Source organism: Nocardia asteroides (assembly GCF_021183625.1).
In the GTDB taxonomy this organism is placed as follows: Bacteria; Actinomycetota; Actinomycetes; order Mycobacteriales; family Mycobacteriaceae; genus Nocardia; species Nocardia asteroides_A.
This window is the reverse complement of sequence record NZ_CP089214.1, coordinates 407,730-423,675: the sequence shown is the minus strand read 5'-3', so window position 1 is coordinate 423,675 and position 15,946 is coordinate 407,730. Positions and strand designations below refer to the sequence as shown.

Annotated in this window: 21 protein-coding genes; 13 read left to right on the top strand and 8 right to left on the bottom strand. The window is 71.3% G+C overall.

The window, feature by feature from the left end; all coding sequences use genetic code 11:
* Positions 1-93: 93 nt before the first annotated feature.
* The 4 genes from LTT61_RS02165 (at position 94) to LTT61_RS02150 (ending at position 4,375) form a co-directional block, all read left to right on the top strand.
* Positions 94-1,569 (top strand): alpha/beta hydrolase, encoded by a 1,476-nt coding sequence (locus LTT61_RS02165; protein ID WP_233018230.1) that lies wholly within the window; start codon positions 94-96, stop codon positions 1,567-1,569.
* Between the two features lie 22 nt (positions 1,570-1,591).
* On the top strand, positions 1,592-2,506 hold the full coding sequence (locus LTT61_RS02160; RefSeq protein WP_233018229.1) for a cation diffusion facilitator family transporter: 915 nt from the start codon (positions 1,592-1,594) through the stop codon (positions 2,504-2,506).
* A 43-nt stretch (positions 2,507-2,549) separates the two neighbouring features.
* Positions 2,550-3,359: a site-specific integrase gene (locus LTT61_RS02155; protein ID WP_233018228.1), complete on the top strand. Its 810-nt coding sequence runs from the start codon at positions 2,550-2,552 to the stop codon at positions 3,357-3,359.
* 143 nt (positions 3,360-3,502) lie between these two features.
* Entirely contained in the window at positions 3,503-4,375 is an 873-nt protein-coding gene (locus tag LTT61_RS02150; protein ID WP_233018227.1) for an IS5 family transposase, read from the top strand.
* A gap of 20 nt (positions 4,376-4,395) precedes the next feature.
* Here the strand turns inward: LTT61_RS02150 and LTT61_RS02145 are convergent, their stop codons facing one another.
* A complete protein-coding gene (locus LTT61_RS02145) occupies positions 4,396-5,007 on the bottom strand; it encodes a TetR/AcrR family transcriptional regulator (RefSeq protein WP_233018226.1) in 612 nt (203 codons plus the stop codon).
* 109 nt (positions 5,008-5,116) lie between these two features.
* On the opposite strand from LTT61_RS02145, the gene LTT61_RS02140 reads away from it, so the two are divergent.
* Entirely contained in the window at positions 5,117-5,830 is a 714-nt protein-coding gene (locus LTT61_RS02140; protein WP_233018225.1) for an SDR family oxidoreductase, read from the top strand.
* A 14-nt stretch (positions 5,831-5,844) separates the two neighbouring features.
* Here the strand turns inward: LTT61_RS02140 and LTT61_RS02135 are convergent, their stop codons facing one another.
* From LTT61_RS02135 to LTT61_RS02125, 3 genes are all read right to left on the bottom strand, one after another.
* The gene (locus tag LTT61_RS02135) at positions 5,845-7,110 is read right to left on the bottom strand and encodes a serine/threonine-protein kinase (protein ID WP_233018224.1); all 1,266 of its coding nucleotides are present in this window, start codon (positions 7,108-7,110) and stop codon (positions 5,845-5,847) included.
* A 165-nt stretch (positions 7,111-7,275) separates the two neighbouring features.
* Positions 7,276-7,482, bottom strand: a complete 207-nt coding sequence (locus LTT61_RS02130) for a DUF397 domain-containing protein (protein WP_233018223.1) — start codon at positions 7,480-7,482, stop codon at positions 7,276-7,278.
* Complete coding sequence (locus tag LTT61_RS02125) at positions 7,482-8,360, bottom strand: helix-turn-helix domain-containing protein (RefSeq protein WP_233018222.1); 879 nt, start codon at positions 8,358-8,360, stop codon at positions 7,482-7,484. The genes LTT61_RS02130 and LTT61_RS02125 overlap by 1 nt, the downstream gene beginning before the upstream one ends.
* 87 nt (positions 8,361-8,447) lie before the next feature.
* On the opposite strand from LTT61_RS02125, the gene LTT61_RS02120 reads away from it, so the two are divergent.
* The 4 genes from LTT61_RS02120 to LTT61_RS02105 all read left to right on the top strand — a co-directional run bounded on the left by LTT61_RS02120 (position 8,448) and on the right by LTT61_RS02105 (position 10,173).
* Complete coding sequence (locus LTT61_RS02120) at positions 8,448-8,624, top strand: hypothetical protein (RefSeq protein ID WP_233018221.1); 177 nt, start codon at positions 8,448-8,450, stop codon at positions 8,622-8,624.
* Between the two features lie 231 nt (positions 8,625-8,855).
* Positions 8,856-9,014, top strand: coding sequence for a CopG family transcriptional regulator (locus LTT61_RS02115; RefSeq protein WP_233018220.1), 159 nt, complete (start codon positions 8,856-8,858; stop codon positions 9,012-9,014).
* On the top strand, positions 9,011-9,343 hold the full coding sequence (locus LTT61_RS02110; protein ID WP_233018219.1) for a VOC family protein: 333 nt from the start codon (positions 9,011-9,013) through the stop codon (positions 9,341-9,343). The genes LTT61_RS02115 and LTT61_RS02110 overlap by 4 nt, the downstream gene beginning before the upstream one ends.
* The gene (locus tag LTT61_RS02105) at positions 9,340-10,173 is read left to right on the top strand and encodes a class I SAM-dependent methyltransferase (RefSeq protein WP_233018218.1); all 834 of its coding nucleotides are present in this window, start codon (positions 9,340-9,342) and stop codon (positions 10,171-10,173) included. The genes LTT61_RS02110 and LTT61_RS02105 overlap by 4 nt, the downstream gene beginning before the upstream one ends.
* Here LTT61_RS02105 and LTT61_RS02100 read toward each other — a convergent pair.
* Entirely contained in the window at positions 10,170-10,394 is a 225-nt protein-coding gene (locus LTT61_RS02100; protein WP_233018217.1) for a hypothetical protein, read from the bottom strand. The two genes, LTT61_RS02105 and LTT61_RS02100, sit on opposite strands and share 4 nt — an antisense overlap.
* A gap of 38 nt (positions 10,395-10,432) precedes the next feature.
* Positions 10,433-11,017: a TetR/AcrR family transcriptional regulator gene (locus tag LTT61_RS02095; protein ID WP_233018216.1), complete on the bottom strand. Its 585-nt coding sequence runs from the start codon at positions 11,015-11,017 to the stop codon at positions 10,433-10,435.
* Between the two features lie 77 nt (positions 11,018-11,094).
* On the opposite strand from LTT61_RS02095, the gene LTT61_RS02090 reads away from it, so the two are divergent.
* The 4 genes from LTT61_RS02090 (at position 11,095) to LTT61_RS02075 (ending at position 14,045) form a co-directional block, all read left to right on the top strand.
* A complete protein-coding gene (locus tag LTT61_RS02090) occupies positions 11,095-11,508 on the top strand; it encodes a VOC family protein (protein ID WP_233018215.1) in 414 nt (137 codons plus the stop codon).
* 84 nt (positions 11,509-11,592) lie between these two features.
* Positions 11,593-13,017 carry a rifampin monooxygenase gene (gene rox, locus LTT61_RS02085; protein ID WP_233018214.1) on the top strand — a complete coding sequence of 475 codons (1,425 nt, stop codon included), beginning with the start codon at positions 11,593-11,595 and terminating at the stop codon, positions 13,015-13,017.
* Positions 13,018-13,102: 85 nt separating this feature from the next.
* The gene (locus tag LTT61_RS02080; RefSeq protein ID WP_233021300.1) at positions 13,103-13,549 is read left to right on the top strand and encodes a nuclear transport factor 2 family protein; all 447 of its coding nucleotides are present in this window, start codon (positions 13,103-13,105) and stop codon (positions 13,547-13,549) included.
* Positions 13,550-13,568: 19 nt separating this feature from the next.
* Positions 13,569-14,045: a nuclear transport factor 2 family protein gene (locus LTT61_RS02075; protein WP_233018213.1), complete on the top strand. Its 477-nt coding sequence runs from the start codon at positions 13,569-13,571 to the stop codon at positions 14,043-14,045.
* Positions 14,046-14,058: 13 nt separating this feature from the next.
* On the opposite strand, the gene LTT61_RS02070 is transcribed toward LTT61_RS02075, so the two are convergent.
* Positions 14,059-14,826 carry a PIG-L deacetylase family protein gene (locus LTT61_RS02070; RefSeq protein WP_233018212.1) on the bottom strand — a complete coding sequence of 256 codons (768 nt, stop codon included), beginning with the start codon at positions 14,824-14,826 and terminating at the stop codon, positions 14,059-14,061.
* Positions 14,827-14,841: 15 nt separating this feature from the next.
* On the bottom strand, positions 14,842-15,918 hold the full coding sequence (locus tag LTT61_RS02065) for a class I SAM-dependent methyltransferase (RefSeq protein WP_233018211.1): 1,077 nt from the start codon (positions 15,916-15,918) through the stop codon (positions 14,842-14,844).
* Between the last annotated feature and the right edge of the window lie 28 nt (positions 15,919-15,946).

Sequence of the window (15,946 nt, the reverse complement as noted above, 5' to 3'; positions counted from 1 at the left end):
GGCCGAAAGTGCCGCAGTCCGACCGGTCTTGACTGTGCCGCGGCGGCACGGTGTCGAATCGGTTCCGCACCAGGAACCGAGGAGGAGAACTCGATGAACGGCCTACCCCGCACCATCGCCGCCCTGGCGGCGATCGTCGTCGGCACGACATCCGCGGTGGCGTGCGGCACCGACGAGCCCGCGCGGCCGCCGCTCGCGTGGGGCGCCTGCCCCGAGGAGGTGGTGGCCGAGGCCGCGCCGAGCCGGCTGGACTGCGCCACCGTGCCGGTCCCGCTGGACCACGCCGACCCGGCGAGCGGCGAGATCGAGATCATGATCTCGCGACTGGCAGGCCCGAACCCGGAGAAGCGCCGGGGCGTGCTGCTGTCGAATCCGGGCGGGCCGGGCGGGTCCGGGCTGGCGTTTCCCGCGTTCCTGGTGGCGCGCGGCATGCCCGCGAGCGTCACCGACAGCTACGACGTGATCGGCATCGACACCAGGGGGATCGGGCACTCCGCGCCGGTCGAGTGCGGTTTCACCGGCGCGGGGCCCTACGTCGGCAACCTGCCGCCGTACGCGGTCGACGCCGCGGCGGTGACCGCGCGCGCCGAGGTCGTCCGCGGGGTCGCCCAGCAGTGCGCGGACCACGACCCCGACGACCGGCTGCGCCACATCAGCACCGCCGAGATGGCCCGCGACCTGGATGCCATCCGCGCCGCGCTCGGCGAGGAGAAGGCGAGCTTCCTCGGCTACTCCTACGGCAGCGCGCTCGGTGCCGCCTACGCCTCGATGTTCCCGGACCGCGCCGACCGCGTGGTGCTGGACAGTATCGTCGGCGACACCCACCTGGACCGCGACGGCATGCGCCGCTACGCCCTCGGCATGGAGCAGACCTTCCCCGACTTCGCCGCCTGGGCCGCGGCGCGCGACGACACCTACGGCCTCGGCCGCACCCCCGACGAGGTCCGCGCCGCCTACCTGGAGCTGGCGGACCGGCTGGATCGGGAGCCGGTGGACGGGCTCACCGGCGCCATCTTCCGGGGCAGCGTGTTCGCGTACCTGTTCGACGAGCGGCAGTATCCGGTCCTGGCGGGGCTGTGGCAGTCGCTGCGCACCGGCGCCGCGCCGCCCGACACCGGCGAGGTGCCCGACCTCGCCTCGTTCGACAACTCGTGGACCGTGTTCCTCGCAGTGACCTGCAACGACGTCGACTGGCCCGAAGAGGTGCAGCCCTACCGCGACGCCGTGGCCGAGGACCGGGAGCGGTACCCGCTCTACGGCGCCGCCGCCGCGAACATCATCCCGTGCGCGTACTGGCCGCACGAGCCGGCCGAGCCGCCGGTCCCCGTTCTCGCCGACGGTCCGGCGAACATCCTGCTGGTGCAGAACCGGCGCGACGTCCCGACCCCGCACCGCGGCGCCGAGCTGCTGCGCGCGAAGTTCGGCGACCGGGCCCGGCTGGTGAGCGTCGACGCCGCGGGCCACGGCGCCTACCTGCTCGGCGAGAATCCGTGCGCGAACGACGTCACGACCGCCTACCTGGTCGACGGCACGCTCCCCGCGGCGGACGTGTCCTGCCCCACATCCTGACCCGGGGGGCAGACTGGGTGGAATGACGGAGACAGGGGAGTCGACCAGGACCGTGCTCGTCGCGTTCGCCGCGAACCTCGCGATCGCGGCGGCGAAATCGGTGGCGGCGGTGCTCACCGGTTCGGCGTCGATGGTGGCCGAGGCGGCGCACTCCTGGTCGGACACCGGCAACGAGATCTTCCTGCTGATCGCCGACCGGCGCGGCCGCCGCCCGGCCGACGCGGAGCATCCGCTCGGCTACGGCCGCGAGGCGTACGTGTGGTCGCTGCTCGCCGCGGTCGGGCTGTTCGTGGCCGGTGCGGCGGTCTCGGTGTGGCACGGGGCCTCCGAGCTGCTGCACGAGACGCCGGGCGGGGAGAACTATCTCGTCGGCTACGTGGTGCTCGCCATCGCCTTCGCGCTGGAGGGCGTCTCCTGGCTGCGGGCGGTCCGGCAGCTCGGCGGCGAGGCGCGGGAGCGCGACAGCGACCTGCTCGACTACGTCATGGAGACCTCCGACCCGACGCTGCGCGCGGTCTTCGCCGAGGACAGCGCCGCGCTCATCGGCATCCTGCTCGCCGCCGCGGGGATGGGGCTGCACCAGCTCACCGGCGACCCGCTGTGGGACGCGCTCGGCTCCATTCTGGTCGGGCTGCTGCTCGGCGGCGTCGCGGTGCTGCTCATCGACAGCAACCGCCGCTTCCTCGCGGGCGAACCCGCCAGCGCGCCGATCCACGCCGCCGCCGTCGCCCGGATCGAGGCGCTGCCGCAGGTGGATTCGGTGCGGTTCGTGCGGCTCGAGTACGTCGGGCCGCGCAAGGTCTTCCTGGTGGGGAGCGTGGATCTGGTCGGTGACCCGGCCGAGCACACGATCGCCGCCACGCTGCGCGAGCTGGAGCGCGAGTTGGAGCGGAACGAGCGGGTGGCACAGGCGGTGCTGACCGTGGCCGGGCCGTAGGTGTCGGTGCCCGGTGGCACCCTGACGGTGGAGGTGGTGCCAGATGGGCTTCGACATCCGGGTTCCGGTGGGGGTGTCCGCGGCGCCGCTGCTCGCCGGGTTCGCCGCGGCTTTTCCCGCTCAGCGCGTGCCGATCGCCCGGTTCCTCACCTGGCTGGCCGCGCGCCGCGGGTACGAGGACGCACTGGACAGTGCCGCCGGCCGCGATCTCGCCGTGAGCGGGTACCTGCGGGCCGGGGCCGTCGACGGTGATCTGACCGCGCTGCGGGTCTTCTACCGCTGGCTCGGGCTCGGCGCGCCCGCCGCCCGCCGGATTCCCGCGGACGAGCGGGCGCTGACCGCCGAGCAGGAGCGGGCGGTACTCGGCGCGGCCGCCCGCCGCGGCAGCCGCGCCTACGCACTGCTGCTGCTCGCGCTGGACACCGGCGCCGGGGGAGCGGAGCTGGCCGCGCTCGACCTCGGCGCGCTCGACCTGGCGCAGTGGCCGGGCCGGATCACCCTCGGCGCGGACCGGGCGGTGCCGATCGCCGCGGCGACCAGGGGTGCCCTGACCGCCTGGCTGGAGGAGCGTCGCCTGCTCGCCGAGGGGGAGGTGCTCGCGGTCTTCGTCACCGAACACGCCCCGCACCGGCGGCTCGCGCACCGCACGGTGGCGGAGATCCTGCGCGGCATCGGTGCCGACGCGGAGGTGGAGCTGGGGCATCACGTCCTGCGGAGCACCGCCGAGCAGCGGCTGGCCCGATCCGGGCTCACCCCGCAGGCCGTGGCCGACCGGCTCGGGCAGCGCGCGCCGGAGCGAAATCCGTTGCCGCCGTGCGGGCGCGAACAGCTCGACCTCTTCGGCGCGCTCTAGGTCGTGTTGCGAAGTAGCGCGCGCAGGTCGCGTGAGGTGTCCTGGAATCTGTTGACCCGTCGCATGTCCCGGTGAGGTGACGAGGCGAGGTCTCCGGTAGTGGTGTTCAGCGACCAAGCAAAACATCACCCACCGGAGACCTCGTGGCCAGCGTAACGGCCGCGGGGCGAGCGGATCTCTCCGATGCCCAATGGGCTCGATTGGAACCGTTGCTGCCCCGCGCGAAGAAGGCGGGCCGCCCGCCGCAATGGAGCAGACGCCAGCTCATCGACGGAATCCGCTGGCGAACCCGCGTAGGCTCACCCTGGCGCGACGTCCCGCCGCAGTACGGGTCCTGGCAAGCGGTCTACGGGCTGTTCCGGCGGTGGCAGCACAACGGAGCGTGGGTGCTGATCTGGAAGATGCTGCAGGTCTATGCCGACGCCTCCGGTTCGATCCGCTGGCAGCTCAGCGTGGACTCCACGATCGTTCGCGCGCACCAGCACGCCGCCGGAGCCCGGTCGGGTCCTGCCGGTGAGCCCGGCGATCACGGGCTGGGCCGCTCACGGGGCGGGTGGACCACGAAACTACATCTGGCCTGCGAGCAAGGACTCAAACCGCTGGCGATCCTGCTCACCGCCGGCCAAGCCGGCGACAGCCCGCACCTGCCGCTGGTTCTCGACGCGATCGCGGTGCCACGCCGAGGACCGGGGCGGGCACGGCAGCGGCCGGATCGGGTGCTGGCCGACAAGGCCTACTCCTCCCGCGCCAACCGCACCTGGCTGCGTCGCCACGGCATCGCGGCCACGATCCCGAGCCCGGCTGACCAGCTCCGTCATCGCCGCAACCGCGGCAGGGCCGGTGGCCGGCCTCCGGCATGCGATCCGGTTGCCTACCGCGACCGCAACGCTGTCGAACGCGGCATCAACCAGCTCAAACAACACCGCGCCGTCGCGACCCGCTACGACAAACTCGCCGTCCGCTACCTCGCCAGCGTCCACATCGCTGCCATCAACCACTGGCTGCGCGACCAATGACAGCTACTTCGCAACACTGCCTAGCCGCGCGCCCGGGCCAGCAGGACAGCCACCTGGCCCCTGATGTCCGCTACGATCTCGTCCACGGTGCGGGCGACGTTGATCGTGGCAGCCATCGCGAGGAACATGACCGCGGAGACGATGTGCGCCAGCGTCGCGGCGTCGGCCGCTGTGACCCCTTCGTCCCGGCGCAGGACGGCGGCGATCGCCGCTTCGGTCTGCGCGACGATGGCCAGGGCGTCACGGTGGTGCGGCTCCTCCGGATCGCCGAAGACCATCTCCCGCAGGTAGGTGCGGCCGTTGTCGATCTGGGTGCGGTTGCACTCCACGATCGCACGGATGATCGTCAGCACCGCCTCGAGCACGTCGGGGACGTGCTCGGCGGCCCGGCGGCCCCGGTCGAGGGATGCCGTGTAGTGCGAGTTCTGCACGAGCAGCAGCAGCTCGGCCTTGGTCTTGACGTACAGGAACACCGTCCCGGTGCCGACGTCGGCCCGATCGGCGATCTGCTGGGTGGTGACCTCGTCGACGCCGTACTCGGCGAAGAGTTCACCCGCGGCGGCGGTGATGCGGTCGAGCTTCTGCTGCTTGTTCCGCTCGCGCCGGCCGACCGGCTCGGCAGCGAATCGCATCGGGATCCTCCGGGAATAATTTCTGACTGCACTCAGTTTTGAGCATAGTCACTATCAATGGGTTCGGTTGCGTTCCCTCGATCGTCCCACTCAACGGAAAGAGCGCGCCATGCCCACACTCAACGGAGCCGTCGTCCTCGTCACGGGAGCGAACGGCGGCATCGGGACGCACTTCGTCCACGAGGCGCTCGCCAGGGGCGCCGCGAAGGTCTACGCCACGGCCCGCACCCCGCGCGACTGGAACGACGAGCGCATCGTCCCCCTCACCCTCGATGTCACCGACGCCGAGTCCATCCGGGCCGCTGTCGCCGCCGCACCGGACGTGACCGTGCTCATCAACAACGCGGGAACCTCGGTCTCCAGCACCGGCATCCTCACCCAGAGCGACGCGGAGATCCGCGCCAACGTCGAGACCAACTTCCTCGGCCCCCTCTTCCTCGCGCGCGCTTTCGCACCCATCCTGAGCGGTAGGGACGAGTCGGTCATCATCGACATCCACTCCCTGCTGAGCTGGTACGCCGTCGCGGGCATCTACAGCGCCACCAAGGCGGCCCTGTGGTCGGCGACGAATTCGCTGCGCCTCGAGCTCGCCCCCGAGGGCGTGCACGTCGTCGGCGTACACGTCGGCTACGTCGACACCCCCATGGCCGCGCACGCCACCGACCCCAAGACGAAGCCCGGCGACCTCGTGCGCACCGTCTTCGACGCCGTCGAGGCGGGGGAGTACGAAGTCCTCGCCGATCAGGGCTCCGTTCAGGTCAAGGCGGGGCTCAGCGCTCCCATCGAGGCCCTCTACCCCCAGCTGAAGGCCGCGAACGCCTGACCGGCCCTGACGGGTCAGCGGTGCCCGCGCAGGACGACGGCGAGGTTGCGGGCGGCGTGCGGGTCACCCCGGTCGACGGCGTGCCGCAGCCAGAACGCCGCCTCGTCCGCCCGGCCCAGCTCGAAGAGCACCACGCCGAGGGCGTTGAGCGCGGGCAGGTTCCCGGTGTCGACGGCCCGGCGCAGCCAGCTCTCCGCCTCGGCCGGCGATCCCTGCTCGTAATGCAACTTGCCCAGGTTGTAGAGCGCCGAGGTGTCGCCGCGGTCGATCGCCCAGCGGTACCAGGTGATGGCGTCGGCCGCGTCGCCGCGCGCGTACCGGATATTGCCGATATTGGCGGCGACCTCCGAGTGGCCGCGCTCGACCGCATGGCGATACCAGGACTCGGCCGCGTCCAGCTCGCCGCGGTCCCGGTGCGCGTGCGCGAGTTCCACCATGGCCTCCGGCACGCCGCGCTCGGCGGCCGCGCGCAGCGGCTGGTCGGCGGGGAGCGCGGGCTCGGGGGCGGGTTTGTGCACCGTCACCGCCCGCAATGCGTCGATCGCCAGCGCAGTGCCGGTGGGGTAGCGGTCGGCCGGGTCCTTGGCCATGGCGGTGGCGAGCACTTCGTCCAGCTCGGCGGGTACCCCCGGAATCCGCAGCGGTGGAACAGGTTCCGATCGGTGTCCGGACTCGGGGTCGGTGATGCCGAACGGGGTTCGGCCGCAGAGCAGCTGGTAGAAGAGGCAGCCGAGGGTGTAGAGATCCGCGCGGGGACCGCCATCCGCACCGGCCCAGCGCTCCGGCGCGGCGTAGGCCGGGGTGCAGGTCGAACGGGCCAGCCCGATATCGGCGATCACCGCGCGATCACCGTCCGGGTGCGGCTCGATCAGGACGTCGGTCAGCTTGAGATCGCCGTGGTACGTGCCCCACTGGTGCGCGTAGTCGAGCCCGCGGGCGATATCGGTGATCAGCCGGACCGCCCGCTCCGGCTCCAGCCCGCCCGCCGCGGCCGCCAGCAGCGGGGTGACATCACCGCCGGGCACGTACCGCATTGCCAGCCAGCACTCCGGATCACCCGCCCGGCTGCGGTCGAGCACGGTCGCGATATTGGGGTGCTCGAGCCGCGGCCCGCGCTCGAAGGACGCCCGGAGCTCAGCGTCCCCGGCGTGCAGCACCTTGAGCGCCACGTCCCTGCGCTGGTACGGATGGCGCGCCAGGTACACCGTGCCGTGCGCACCCGCGCCGAGCCGTTCCACGATCGTGTACTCCGCGACAACTGCACCGGGCGTCAGCGCCACGATCCCTCCCAGCACAGTGAATACGGACATTTCCAGCCTCACACCGGTCGGGGCGCGAGCGCAAGCCGTCTCGTCCGCAATCGGGCAGAACAACGCCCCGGACTCGTGAGGAGAGCCGGGGCGCGGTCGGGACGCGATCAGGTCGTGCTGGATCGATCGGGCCGATCAAGAACGGGCGAACTCGCCACCTCGGATGGCCTCGGCGAAGGCTGTCCACTCGCCGGACGCGAAGAGCAGCGCCGGGCCCGCCGCGTTCTTGGAGTCGCGCACGCCGACCAGCCCGCCCTCCACATGTGCGATCTCGACACAGTTGTTGTCACCGCCGCTGTAGCTCGATTTGAACCACTCGGCGCCCGATAGCTCCACGCTCACTACTCGTACTCCCTCGCTGCGCGCCGCAGCGCTTGCCTGCTGTCTGCCGAGGTCATCGCAGTGGCCCGGAGACGGGCGAACGTCTCGTGGTACTGCTCCACCGCGTCGGCCTTGCTGTAGTACATGTTCCCACGAAGGCCCTCGACGAAGACCATCGGTTCCTCGCCGATCGCCTCGTCGAACTCCAGAATGGTGAAGGGGCCGGGGCCGAATCCGAGGGGATAGCCGGAGGTGAACGGAAAGAGCATCACGTTGACGTTCGCGGACATATCGGCCAGGTGGCGCAACTGCTGGGCCATCACCCCGGGACCGCCGACGACACGCTTCGTCACCACCTCGTCGAGCAGCAGATCGACCTGAACCGGGGAGCGTCGCCGAGTGATGATCCGCTGCCGGTTGATCCGGACACCAGCCCGATGCTCGATCTGTTCCCCGGTGGCATCGGGATCGAAGAGCCTGTCCAAAGCTTCCGCGTAGGCGGCTGTCTGGAAGAGCCGGACAAGCGTCTCGGGTTGGAAGACGGCGAGCCGGGAGGCGCTGGCCTCCAGGCTGACATACAGCTCGAAATCGGCTCGGATGGCGTCGGCATGCTCGTGCCACCAGTGCCCCTCGCCCTCGTTCGCCTCGGCCGCTCGCGCCAGTTCCAGGAGCATCGGCAATTTGTCCATCGTGTTGTACAGCTGGCACAGCGCCTGGATGTCCAGTGTCCGGATCCGCCCCGCCTCCCCCTTCTCCAGGCGTTGCAGCGTGCTGGCGCCGCGCTCGATCAGGCGGGCCGCGTTGCGCAGCGAATATCCCGCCTCCGCTCGCAAATCTCGCAGATAGCGGCCCAGTTGACGGCGGGGGATGGTGCCGAGCGCCTTCTTTTTCTGCGCCATTCGTGGATCACGCCTCCATGATTCGCGGGCCGCTCACCCCTGGGCCCTGGTTGGTTTCTCGCCGGTTGAAGCGGGGGGCGGGGCGGCATGGTTGCGGTGGACAAGCGTCGGCTCGATTGCGGTTTCGACCCCGATCACCTGACACCACAGGCTGTGGATCTGATCCTGCGCTTCCATCGGCACTGCCCCGGCCCCAACTGCCTTCCGGGGATCGCGGCCCTCGCCTTCCTGAGCGAGCCCGCTTCCGGTGACGACTGGGAGTGACTGTGGATCGCCACATACGGATCGAATATGCGGGCGGGGCCGTCTTCGACTATCGAATCAGCGACGCCGCGGCCGGCGAATTCGAGCCCGTCCTCCGCGCATGGGCGCCGGACGCCGAGATCACCGTCGACGATCACGTGACCGACGGACTACCCACGATTCCGTGCGCTCGACTCTGGGAACCCCGAGCCACGTCAGAGGACTAGATTACTAGCATGCTAGCCTCGTCTCGTGGGCGATGAGGGAGTGAAGCAGTTCAACGTCTATCTGCCGGTCGAGCTGATCAAGCAGGTCAAGTTCCGCGCGATCGAGTCGGAGATGTCGCTGTCGGCGCTGGTCGCCGCGGCGCTGCGCGACTATCTCGCGGATGAAGGAGAGGAAGAGCGATGACGAGCGACGGTATCGAGGCCGTGTTCCTGGAGACGCACAACTGGGGGCGGATGGCGAAGTTTCTGCAGGATGTCGGGTTCGCAGTGGAGTTCGAGACCGACCACAACTCGGGGCAGTTCCGCAGCGGTGACGGGCCCTACGTGTTCGTCGCCGAGGTGCCGGAGAGCAGCCCGACCGGGGTCCGGCTGGTGCTGAAGGCAACCGGCACCGAGGGGCCGGGGGATGGCGTCGAGGTGCTCAGCGAGTTCGAGGAGACTCACTACGGCACCACCGAGATGACGGTTCGCGATCCGGACGGCCGGATCTGGAACCTGCAGGCGCCTCGGTGACCGCCGCCCCGGACCACACCGCCGTCCGGACCGCGCTGTGGCGGGCGCTGCACCTCGCACACGACCCGGCCCCGCACGTGTTCGAGGATCCGATCGGGCTGCGGCTGGCCGCGCCCGACGACGACTGGCAGCGGCGGCCCGACATGGATCCGGTGACCACCGCGCCGATGCGTGCGGGCATCGTGGCCAGGGCCCGCTTCGTGGAGGAGCTGCTCGCCGAGCGGGCGGTGGACCAGTACGTGGTGCTCGGCGCCGGGCTCGACACCCTGGCGCAGCGGAACCCGTGGCCCGAGCGGGACCTCACGATCTACGAGGTGGATCGGCCCGGCCCGCAGGAGTGGAAGCGGCGGCGCCTCGGCGAACTCGGCTACGGCGTGCCGGAGCGGTTGCGCCTGGTGCCGGTCGACTTCGAGACCGACTCCTGGTGGGAGCGGTTGCGCTCCGCCGGTTTCGAGCCGGACCGGCCCGCGTTCGTCGCCTCCGCCGGCGTCACGATGTACCTCAGCGGGGAGGCGAATATCGCGACGTGGGAGCAGCTCTCGCGGCTCGCGCCCGGCTCCGCCTTCGTCGCCACCTTCCTGCTGCCGCTGCATCTCGTCGACGCCGACGAGCAGCGGCTGCGCCGGTTCGCCGAGGACGGCGCCCGCCGCTCCGGCACCCCGTTCCGCAGCTTCTTCCGCCCCGACGAGCTGGTCGAACTCGCGCGAAAGGCCGGGTTCGCCGAGGCCGGGCACGTCTCGGCGGCGGAGCTCACCGCGCGCTACTTCACCGGCCGCGCGGACGGGTTGCGGCCGGCGGAGTCCGAGCAGATCCTGGTCGCCACGACCTAGTGCTTCTTCTTGATCGGCTTCTTCTTTTTCTTGGGCTTGTCGTGGTCGGGCTCCCACTCGTAGCCGGGCGTGTTCGCCTCGCAGTAGGAGTTCGCGACGAGGACGTCGCCCTGGTCGCGCTCGCACCAGCGCTCGGACTTGCCGCAGCCCGAGACGCCGAGCGCGACAGTCGCGGCCAGCCCGAGAGCGGTTGCCGCGGTGCCGAACCGGTGTGCCGTCATCGCCGACTCCTTCGATAGACCCGTGTCCCCGTGTGATCCTAGGGCTCGCGCAGCGCCTCCAACAGCCGCCCCAGCGCGGCGCTGGTGTCGGCCAGCGCCTCCGGCTCGGTCGCCAGCCACAGCGCCGCCTCGTTCATGGCGCCGGAGAGCAGGTGGACCAGTGGCTCGAGCGGCTGGGCGGGCAGGGTGCCGTCGGCGACGAGCGGGGCGAGCGCGTCGCGCAGGTGGCTCGCGGAGTTCGCCTCGTCCAGCGCGCGCCATTCGTGCCAGCCGAGGACGGCGGGGCCGTCGACGAGCAGGATGCGCTGGATGGCCGGGTCGGTGGCGGCCACCAGGAAGGCGTCGCAGCCGGCGCGCAGCTGCTGCCACGGGTCGTCCACGGCCTCGGCGGCGGCCGCGACCCGGGCGCCGACCTCCTGCTGCACCTCGGTGAGGACCGCGCGGAACAGCTCCTCCTTGCTGGAGAAGTTGTGGTAGAGCGCGCCTTTGGTGACGCCGGCGGCGGCGACGATGCGGGCCAACCCGACCACCGCGTACCCCTCGGCGGCGAAGAGTTCGCGACCGCGCCGGACCAGCAGCGCGCGGGTCTGCTCGCGCTGCGCGGCGCGTCGGCTGGGTGGCATCGGCCCCTCCTCGTTGACATACCGGCGGTATGCGACCTACCGTAGCTCACATACCGCTGGTATGCGAAAGGTGTGACATGCGACTGCAGAGCTTCTATCCGGTGCTCGGCACCGAGGCGATCGCGGCGAGCCGCGACTTCTACCGCCACTGGCTGGGCTTCGAGGTGACCTTCGAGGCGGAGTGGTACGTGAGCCTGCGCAGGCCGGGCCCGGTGCCGTGCGAGCTGGCGCTGCTCGATCCCGCGCACCCGACGATCCCGGACGGTTACCGCACCCCGGCACGCGGCATCGTGCTCAATGTCGAGGTCGACGATGTCGACGCGGAGTGGGAGCGCATGGTGACCGCGGGCGGGCTGCACCCGGAGCTGGCGATCAGGAGCGAGGATTTCGGGCAGCGGCACTTCATCGTCGCCGACCCGGGCGGGGTGCTGGTGGATGTGATCCAGCCCATCGAACCGGCGGGCGAGTTCGCTTCCCTCTTCAACGTATAGCGCACCCCGGGGCTTGCGGCAAGACCCGGGGCGTGCCGCAGAATCTCTCTCCGTTGGCCACTACCTGCGGAAATCGGGAGTTTCATGATCGACGTGATCATTGCGGGCGGCGGCCCGACCGGGCTGATGACGGCGTGCGAGCTGCGGCTGCACGGGGTCGGGGTGCTCGTGCTGGAGCAGGAGCCGGAGCCAACCGAGGTGGTGCGCTCGCTCGGCATGCACGCGCGCAGTATCGAGATCCTGGACCAGCGCGGAATCCTGGAGCGATTCGTGGAGCTGGGCACGAAGCACCCGGCGGGTGGGTTCTTCGCCGGGATTCCCAAGCCGCCGCCCGCGGAGCTGGACACCGCGCACCCCTTCACGCTGGGGCTGCCGCAGCCGATCACCGAGCGGCTGCTCGCCGAGCGGGCCACCGAGCTCGGTGCCGAACTCAGGCGCGGGACCGCGGTGACCGGGCTGCGCCAGGACGAGAACGGGGTCACCGTCGAACTCGCCGACGGGTCGACGGAGACCGCGCGCTACCTCATCGGCTGCGACGGCGGCCGGAGCACCGTGCGGAACCTGCTCGGGATCGAGTTTCCCGGCGAGCCGAGCCGGGTCGAGACGCTGCTCGGCGAGATGGCGGCGACCGCGGCACCCGAGGTGATGGCCGCGGTCACCGCCGAGATCCGCAAGACCCAGCTGCGCTTCGGGATCGGGCCGGTCGGCAACGGCCGGTATCGGGTGGTGGTGCCCGCGGCGGGGCTGAGCGAGGAGCGCGGCATCCCGCCGACGCTGGACGAATTCCGGTCTCGGTTGCATGCCGTGGCGGGCACGGATTTCGGGGTGCACTCCCCGCGCTGGCTCTCCCGCTTCGGCGACGGCACCAGGCTCGCCGAGCGGTACCGCAGCGGCCGCGCCTTTCTAGCGGGCGACGCTGCGCACGTGCATCCGCCGACCGGCGGGCAGGGGCTCAATCTCGGCCTCCAGGATGCTTTCAACCTGGGCTGGAAGCTCGCCGCCGCGGTGCACGGGTGGGCGCCGGACGATCTGCTCGACACCTACCAGGCCGAGCGGCACCCGGTCGCCGCCGAGGTGCTCGACAACACGCGGGCGCAGATGCAGCTCATGGCGCTGGATCCGGGCGCGCAGGCGGTGCGGCGGCTGGTCACCCGGCTGATGGAGTTCGAGGAGGTGAACCGGTATCTGGTGGAGTCGATCCACGCGATCGGTGTGCGCTACGACTTCGGCCCCGGCCCCGAGCTGGTCGGGCGCAGGCTGCGCGATATCCCGCTCGGCGACGGGCGGCTGTACGAACACCTGCACGCCGGGCGCGGGCTGCTGCTCGACCACACCGGGGAACTGTCGGTGACCGGCAGGGCGGATCGGGTCGACCACCTCGCCGCCGACAGCGCGGAGCTGGATACGCCCGCGGTACTGCTGCGCCCGGATGGCCATGTGGCCTGGGCCGGTTCCGAACAGCGGGAACTGGATCAGGCGCTGGCCCGCTGGTTCGGCCGCCCGAGCTGACAGGTCGGCACCACGCCGACGCTCGCCGGTAGACGATAACGCGTTCTGCCTCCTTTCGCGGGCCGGGTGCGCTTGGATGGACGGCATGGATCTGCAGACCATCGCCGACCGGATCGAGATCACCGACCTGCTCACCCGCTACGCGCACGCGGTGGACAGCAAGGACTGGGAGCTCTACCGGACCGTCTTCACCGCCGACGCGCACATCGACTACGGCACCGCGGGCGGCCCGGTGGGCAACCTGGAGAAGGTGATCGAAGGACTCGTCACCGGACTCGGATTATTCAGCCGCACACAGCATTTCATCTCGAACATCGGCGTCGAACTGGACGGTGACAGCGCGCGGGTTCGCGCCATGTTCTTCAACCCCATGGTGGTGACGCCGGGTAAGCAGTTCTTCTGCGGCGGCTGGTACAACCACGAGCTGGTGCGGACCGGGGAGGGGTGGCGCAGCCGCAGGCTGATCGAGGAGGCGGCGTGGTTCGACGGATTGGAGGCCGCCTTCACGCCGGATTCCGCCCCGGAAAACTAGAACACGTTATTCTGTCGCGATGGACCTGGTTGCACTCGAGGCGATCCGCGGGCTCAAGTACCGCTACTTCCGCACGCTCGACCTCAAGCTGTGGGACGAGTTCGCCGACACCCTGGCCGAGGACTGCCGCGGCCGGTACGGCACGCACGCCCTCGGCGAGCCGCCGGTGCTGGACGGCCGCGCCGCCATCGTCGCCTTCATGCGGGAGAACCTGGGGCCGGGCATCGTCACCACGCACGTCGCCAACCACCCGGAGATCCGGGTCGACGGCGACACCGCCACCGGCAGCTGGCTCTTCGAGGACACCGTGCTTGCCACCGAGTGGGGTGCGCTGATCCGCGGCTCCGGCTACTACGCCGACGAGTACCGCCGCGACCCGGACGGCGCCTGGCGGATCACCGCGACCGGCTACCGCCGCATCTACGAGTCCTCGCAGTCGCTGGCCGACACCCCCAGCCACCGGCTGCTGAGCAATATGTGGGCCGAGCCGAGCTGAGGGCGCCGGGCGGTCAGCAGCCGTCCGCGAAATCCCACGCCGGGGCGGGCGCCGCGTCGACGAAGGACTCCACCGAGCAGGCCCAGGCCCGCATGGTCTCCGCCCCGAGCAGGGTGAGCAGCTCCGCGGTCTGGGTGGCCTGGGCGCGCAGCGCGACCAGTTTGCGGTCGGCCAGCGCGTCGTCCAGCCGGAGCTCGACCGCCACCCGGTCGGGGGCGGCGCGCCACGGCAGGTCGGCGGAGTCGAACAGCTGGAGCCGGTCGTAGACGTGCTGCCAGGTGTCGGCGAAGGCCGCGGTGAGCCGCGGGTGCAGCAGCCGGGCCGTCGGTGCCGCGCGGTTCCTGGCGGCCTCGGCCCATGCCGAGACCATGCGGTGGTCCGGGTGGCCGGTGAAGCCGTCCGGGCCGAAGGTGAGCACGACCTCGGGGCGCACCTCGGAAACGATGGCGGCGAGCCGGGTGACCACCGCCTCGAACGGCTGCCGGGCGCAACCGCCGTCGGGGAGGCCGAGCTGGTGGTGCTCGGTGACGCCGAGCGCCGCGAGGCTCGCGGTGAGCTCGACCTCCCTGACCGCGGCGAGCCGCTCCGGCGGCCAGTGCCCCGGGTCGTCGGTGCCGTGCTCGCCGCGGGTGGCGGTGACGCAGACGACCCGCCTGCCCGCGGCCCGCGCGGCCGCCATCAGCCCACCGGAGAGGTAGACCTCGTCGTCGGGATGGGCCCAGATTCCCAGCACGGGACCGGTTCCGGGCAGCGCGTTCGTCATGGGCAGCGGGTTGGTCATGGCGGTGCCGTCTTTCTAGTGGGTGATCTCGTAGAGGATGTTGAACGGGTTCTCCATCTCGACCCGCCGGACCGTGCCGAAACCCGCCGCCGCGCACAGCTCGCGCGCCGTGTGCTCGGGGAACCCGCAGGTCCCCAGCCCGGCGCCGCCGTGCGCGAGCGAGGTGGTCATGCAGTAGAGCACGCTCACACCGTAGAAGTAGGCGGCGATCGGGCCCCGGTTGTCCTCGAGGCGGTGGCTGGAGTTGATGTCGAGGCACAGGTAGCGGCCGTCCGGGCGGAGCGCGGCGTGGACGGCAGCCAGGATGCCGCGCGGGTCGGCGGCGTCGTGCACGACGTCGAAGGTGGTGATCACGTCGTAGTCGCCGGGCAGCCCGCCGGAGACGTCGAGGCACTCGAAGCGCACCCGGTCGGCCACGCCCGCCGCCCGCGCCGCGGCCGCGGCCGCCGCGATGGACTCCGGGTGCACGTCGAAGCCGGTGTAGCGGCCTGCGGGGTAGCGCTCGGCCAGCCGGATCAGCGCCCGGCCGTGGCCGCAGCCGATGTCGGCGACGTCGGCGCCGCGGCGCAGCGCCGCCTCCAGCTCCGGCAGCGCGGGCAGCCAGACCTGCGGCAGCAGGTGGTCGAACCAGCCCGCGCTGAACCGCTCCAGCCCCTGGAACCAGTCCCGCGGGTAGGCGCCGATGGGCACGCCGCCGCCGGTGCGGAAGACCGCGAGCACCCGGTCGAGCATGCCGGTGAGGCCGTAGAGCGCCTGGTGCAGCCCGCCGATGTAGGCCGGGCTCTCGGTGGCGAGGACCGGCACGTGGGCGGGCGGGAGCAGGTAGGTGCCCGCGCCGGGGTCGTGGGTGAGGTAGCCGTGCGCGGTCATGGCGGCGAGCCATTCGCGCAGGTAGCGCTCGTCGGTGCCGGTGCGGGCGGCGAGTTCGGGGCTGGTCACCGGGCGGGAATCGGCCAGCGCGCGCCAGAGCCCGAGCCGGTCGCCGAACATGGTCATGGTGCTGGCCATCCAGGTGGCCGCGTCCGCGACCGCCCGGCCGGCGAAGGCCTGCACCTCGGCCGGGTCGAGCTCGAGCTGCTCCGTGGTACCCATCGTCTCCAACCTCCTGTTGTGGTGTCGT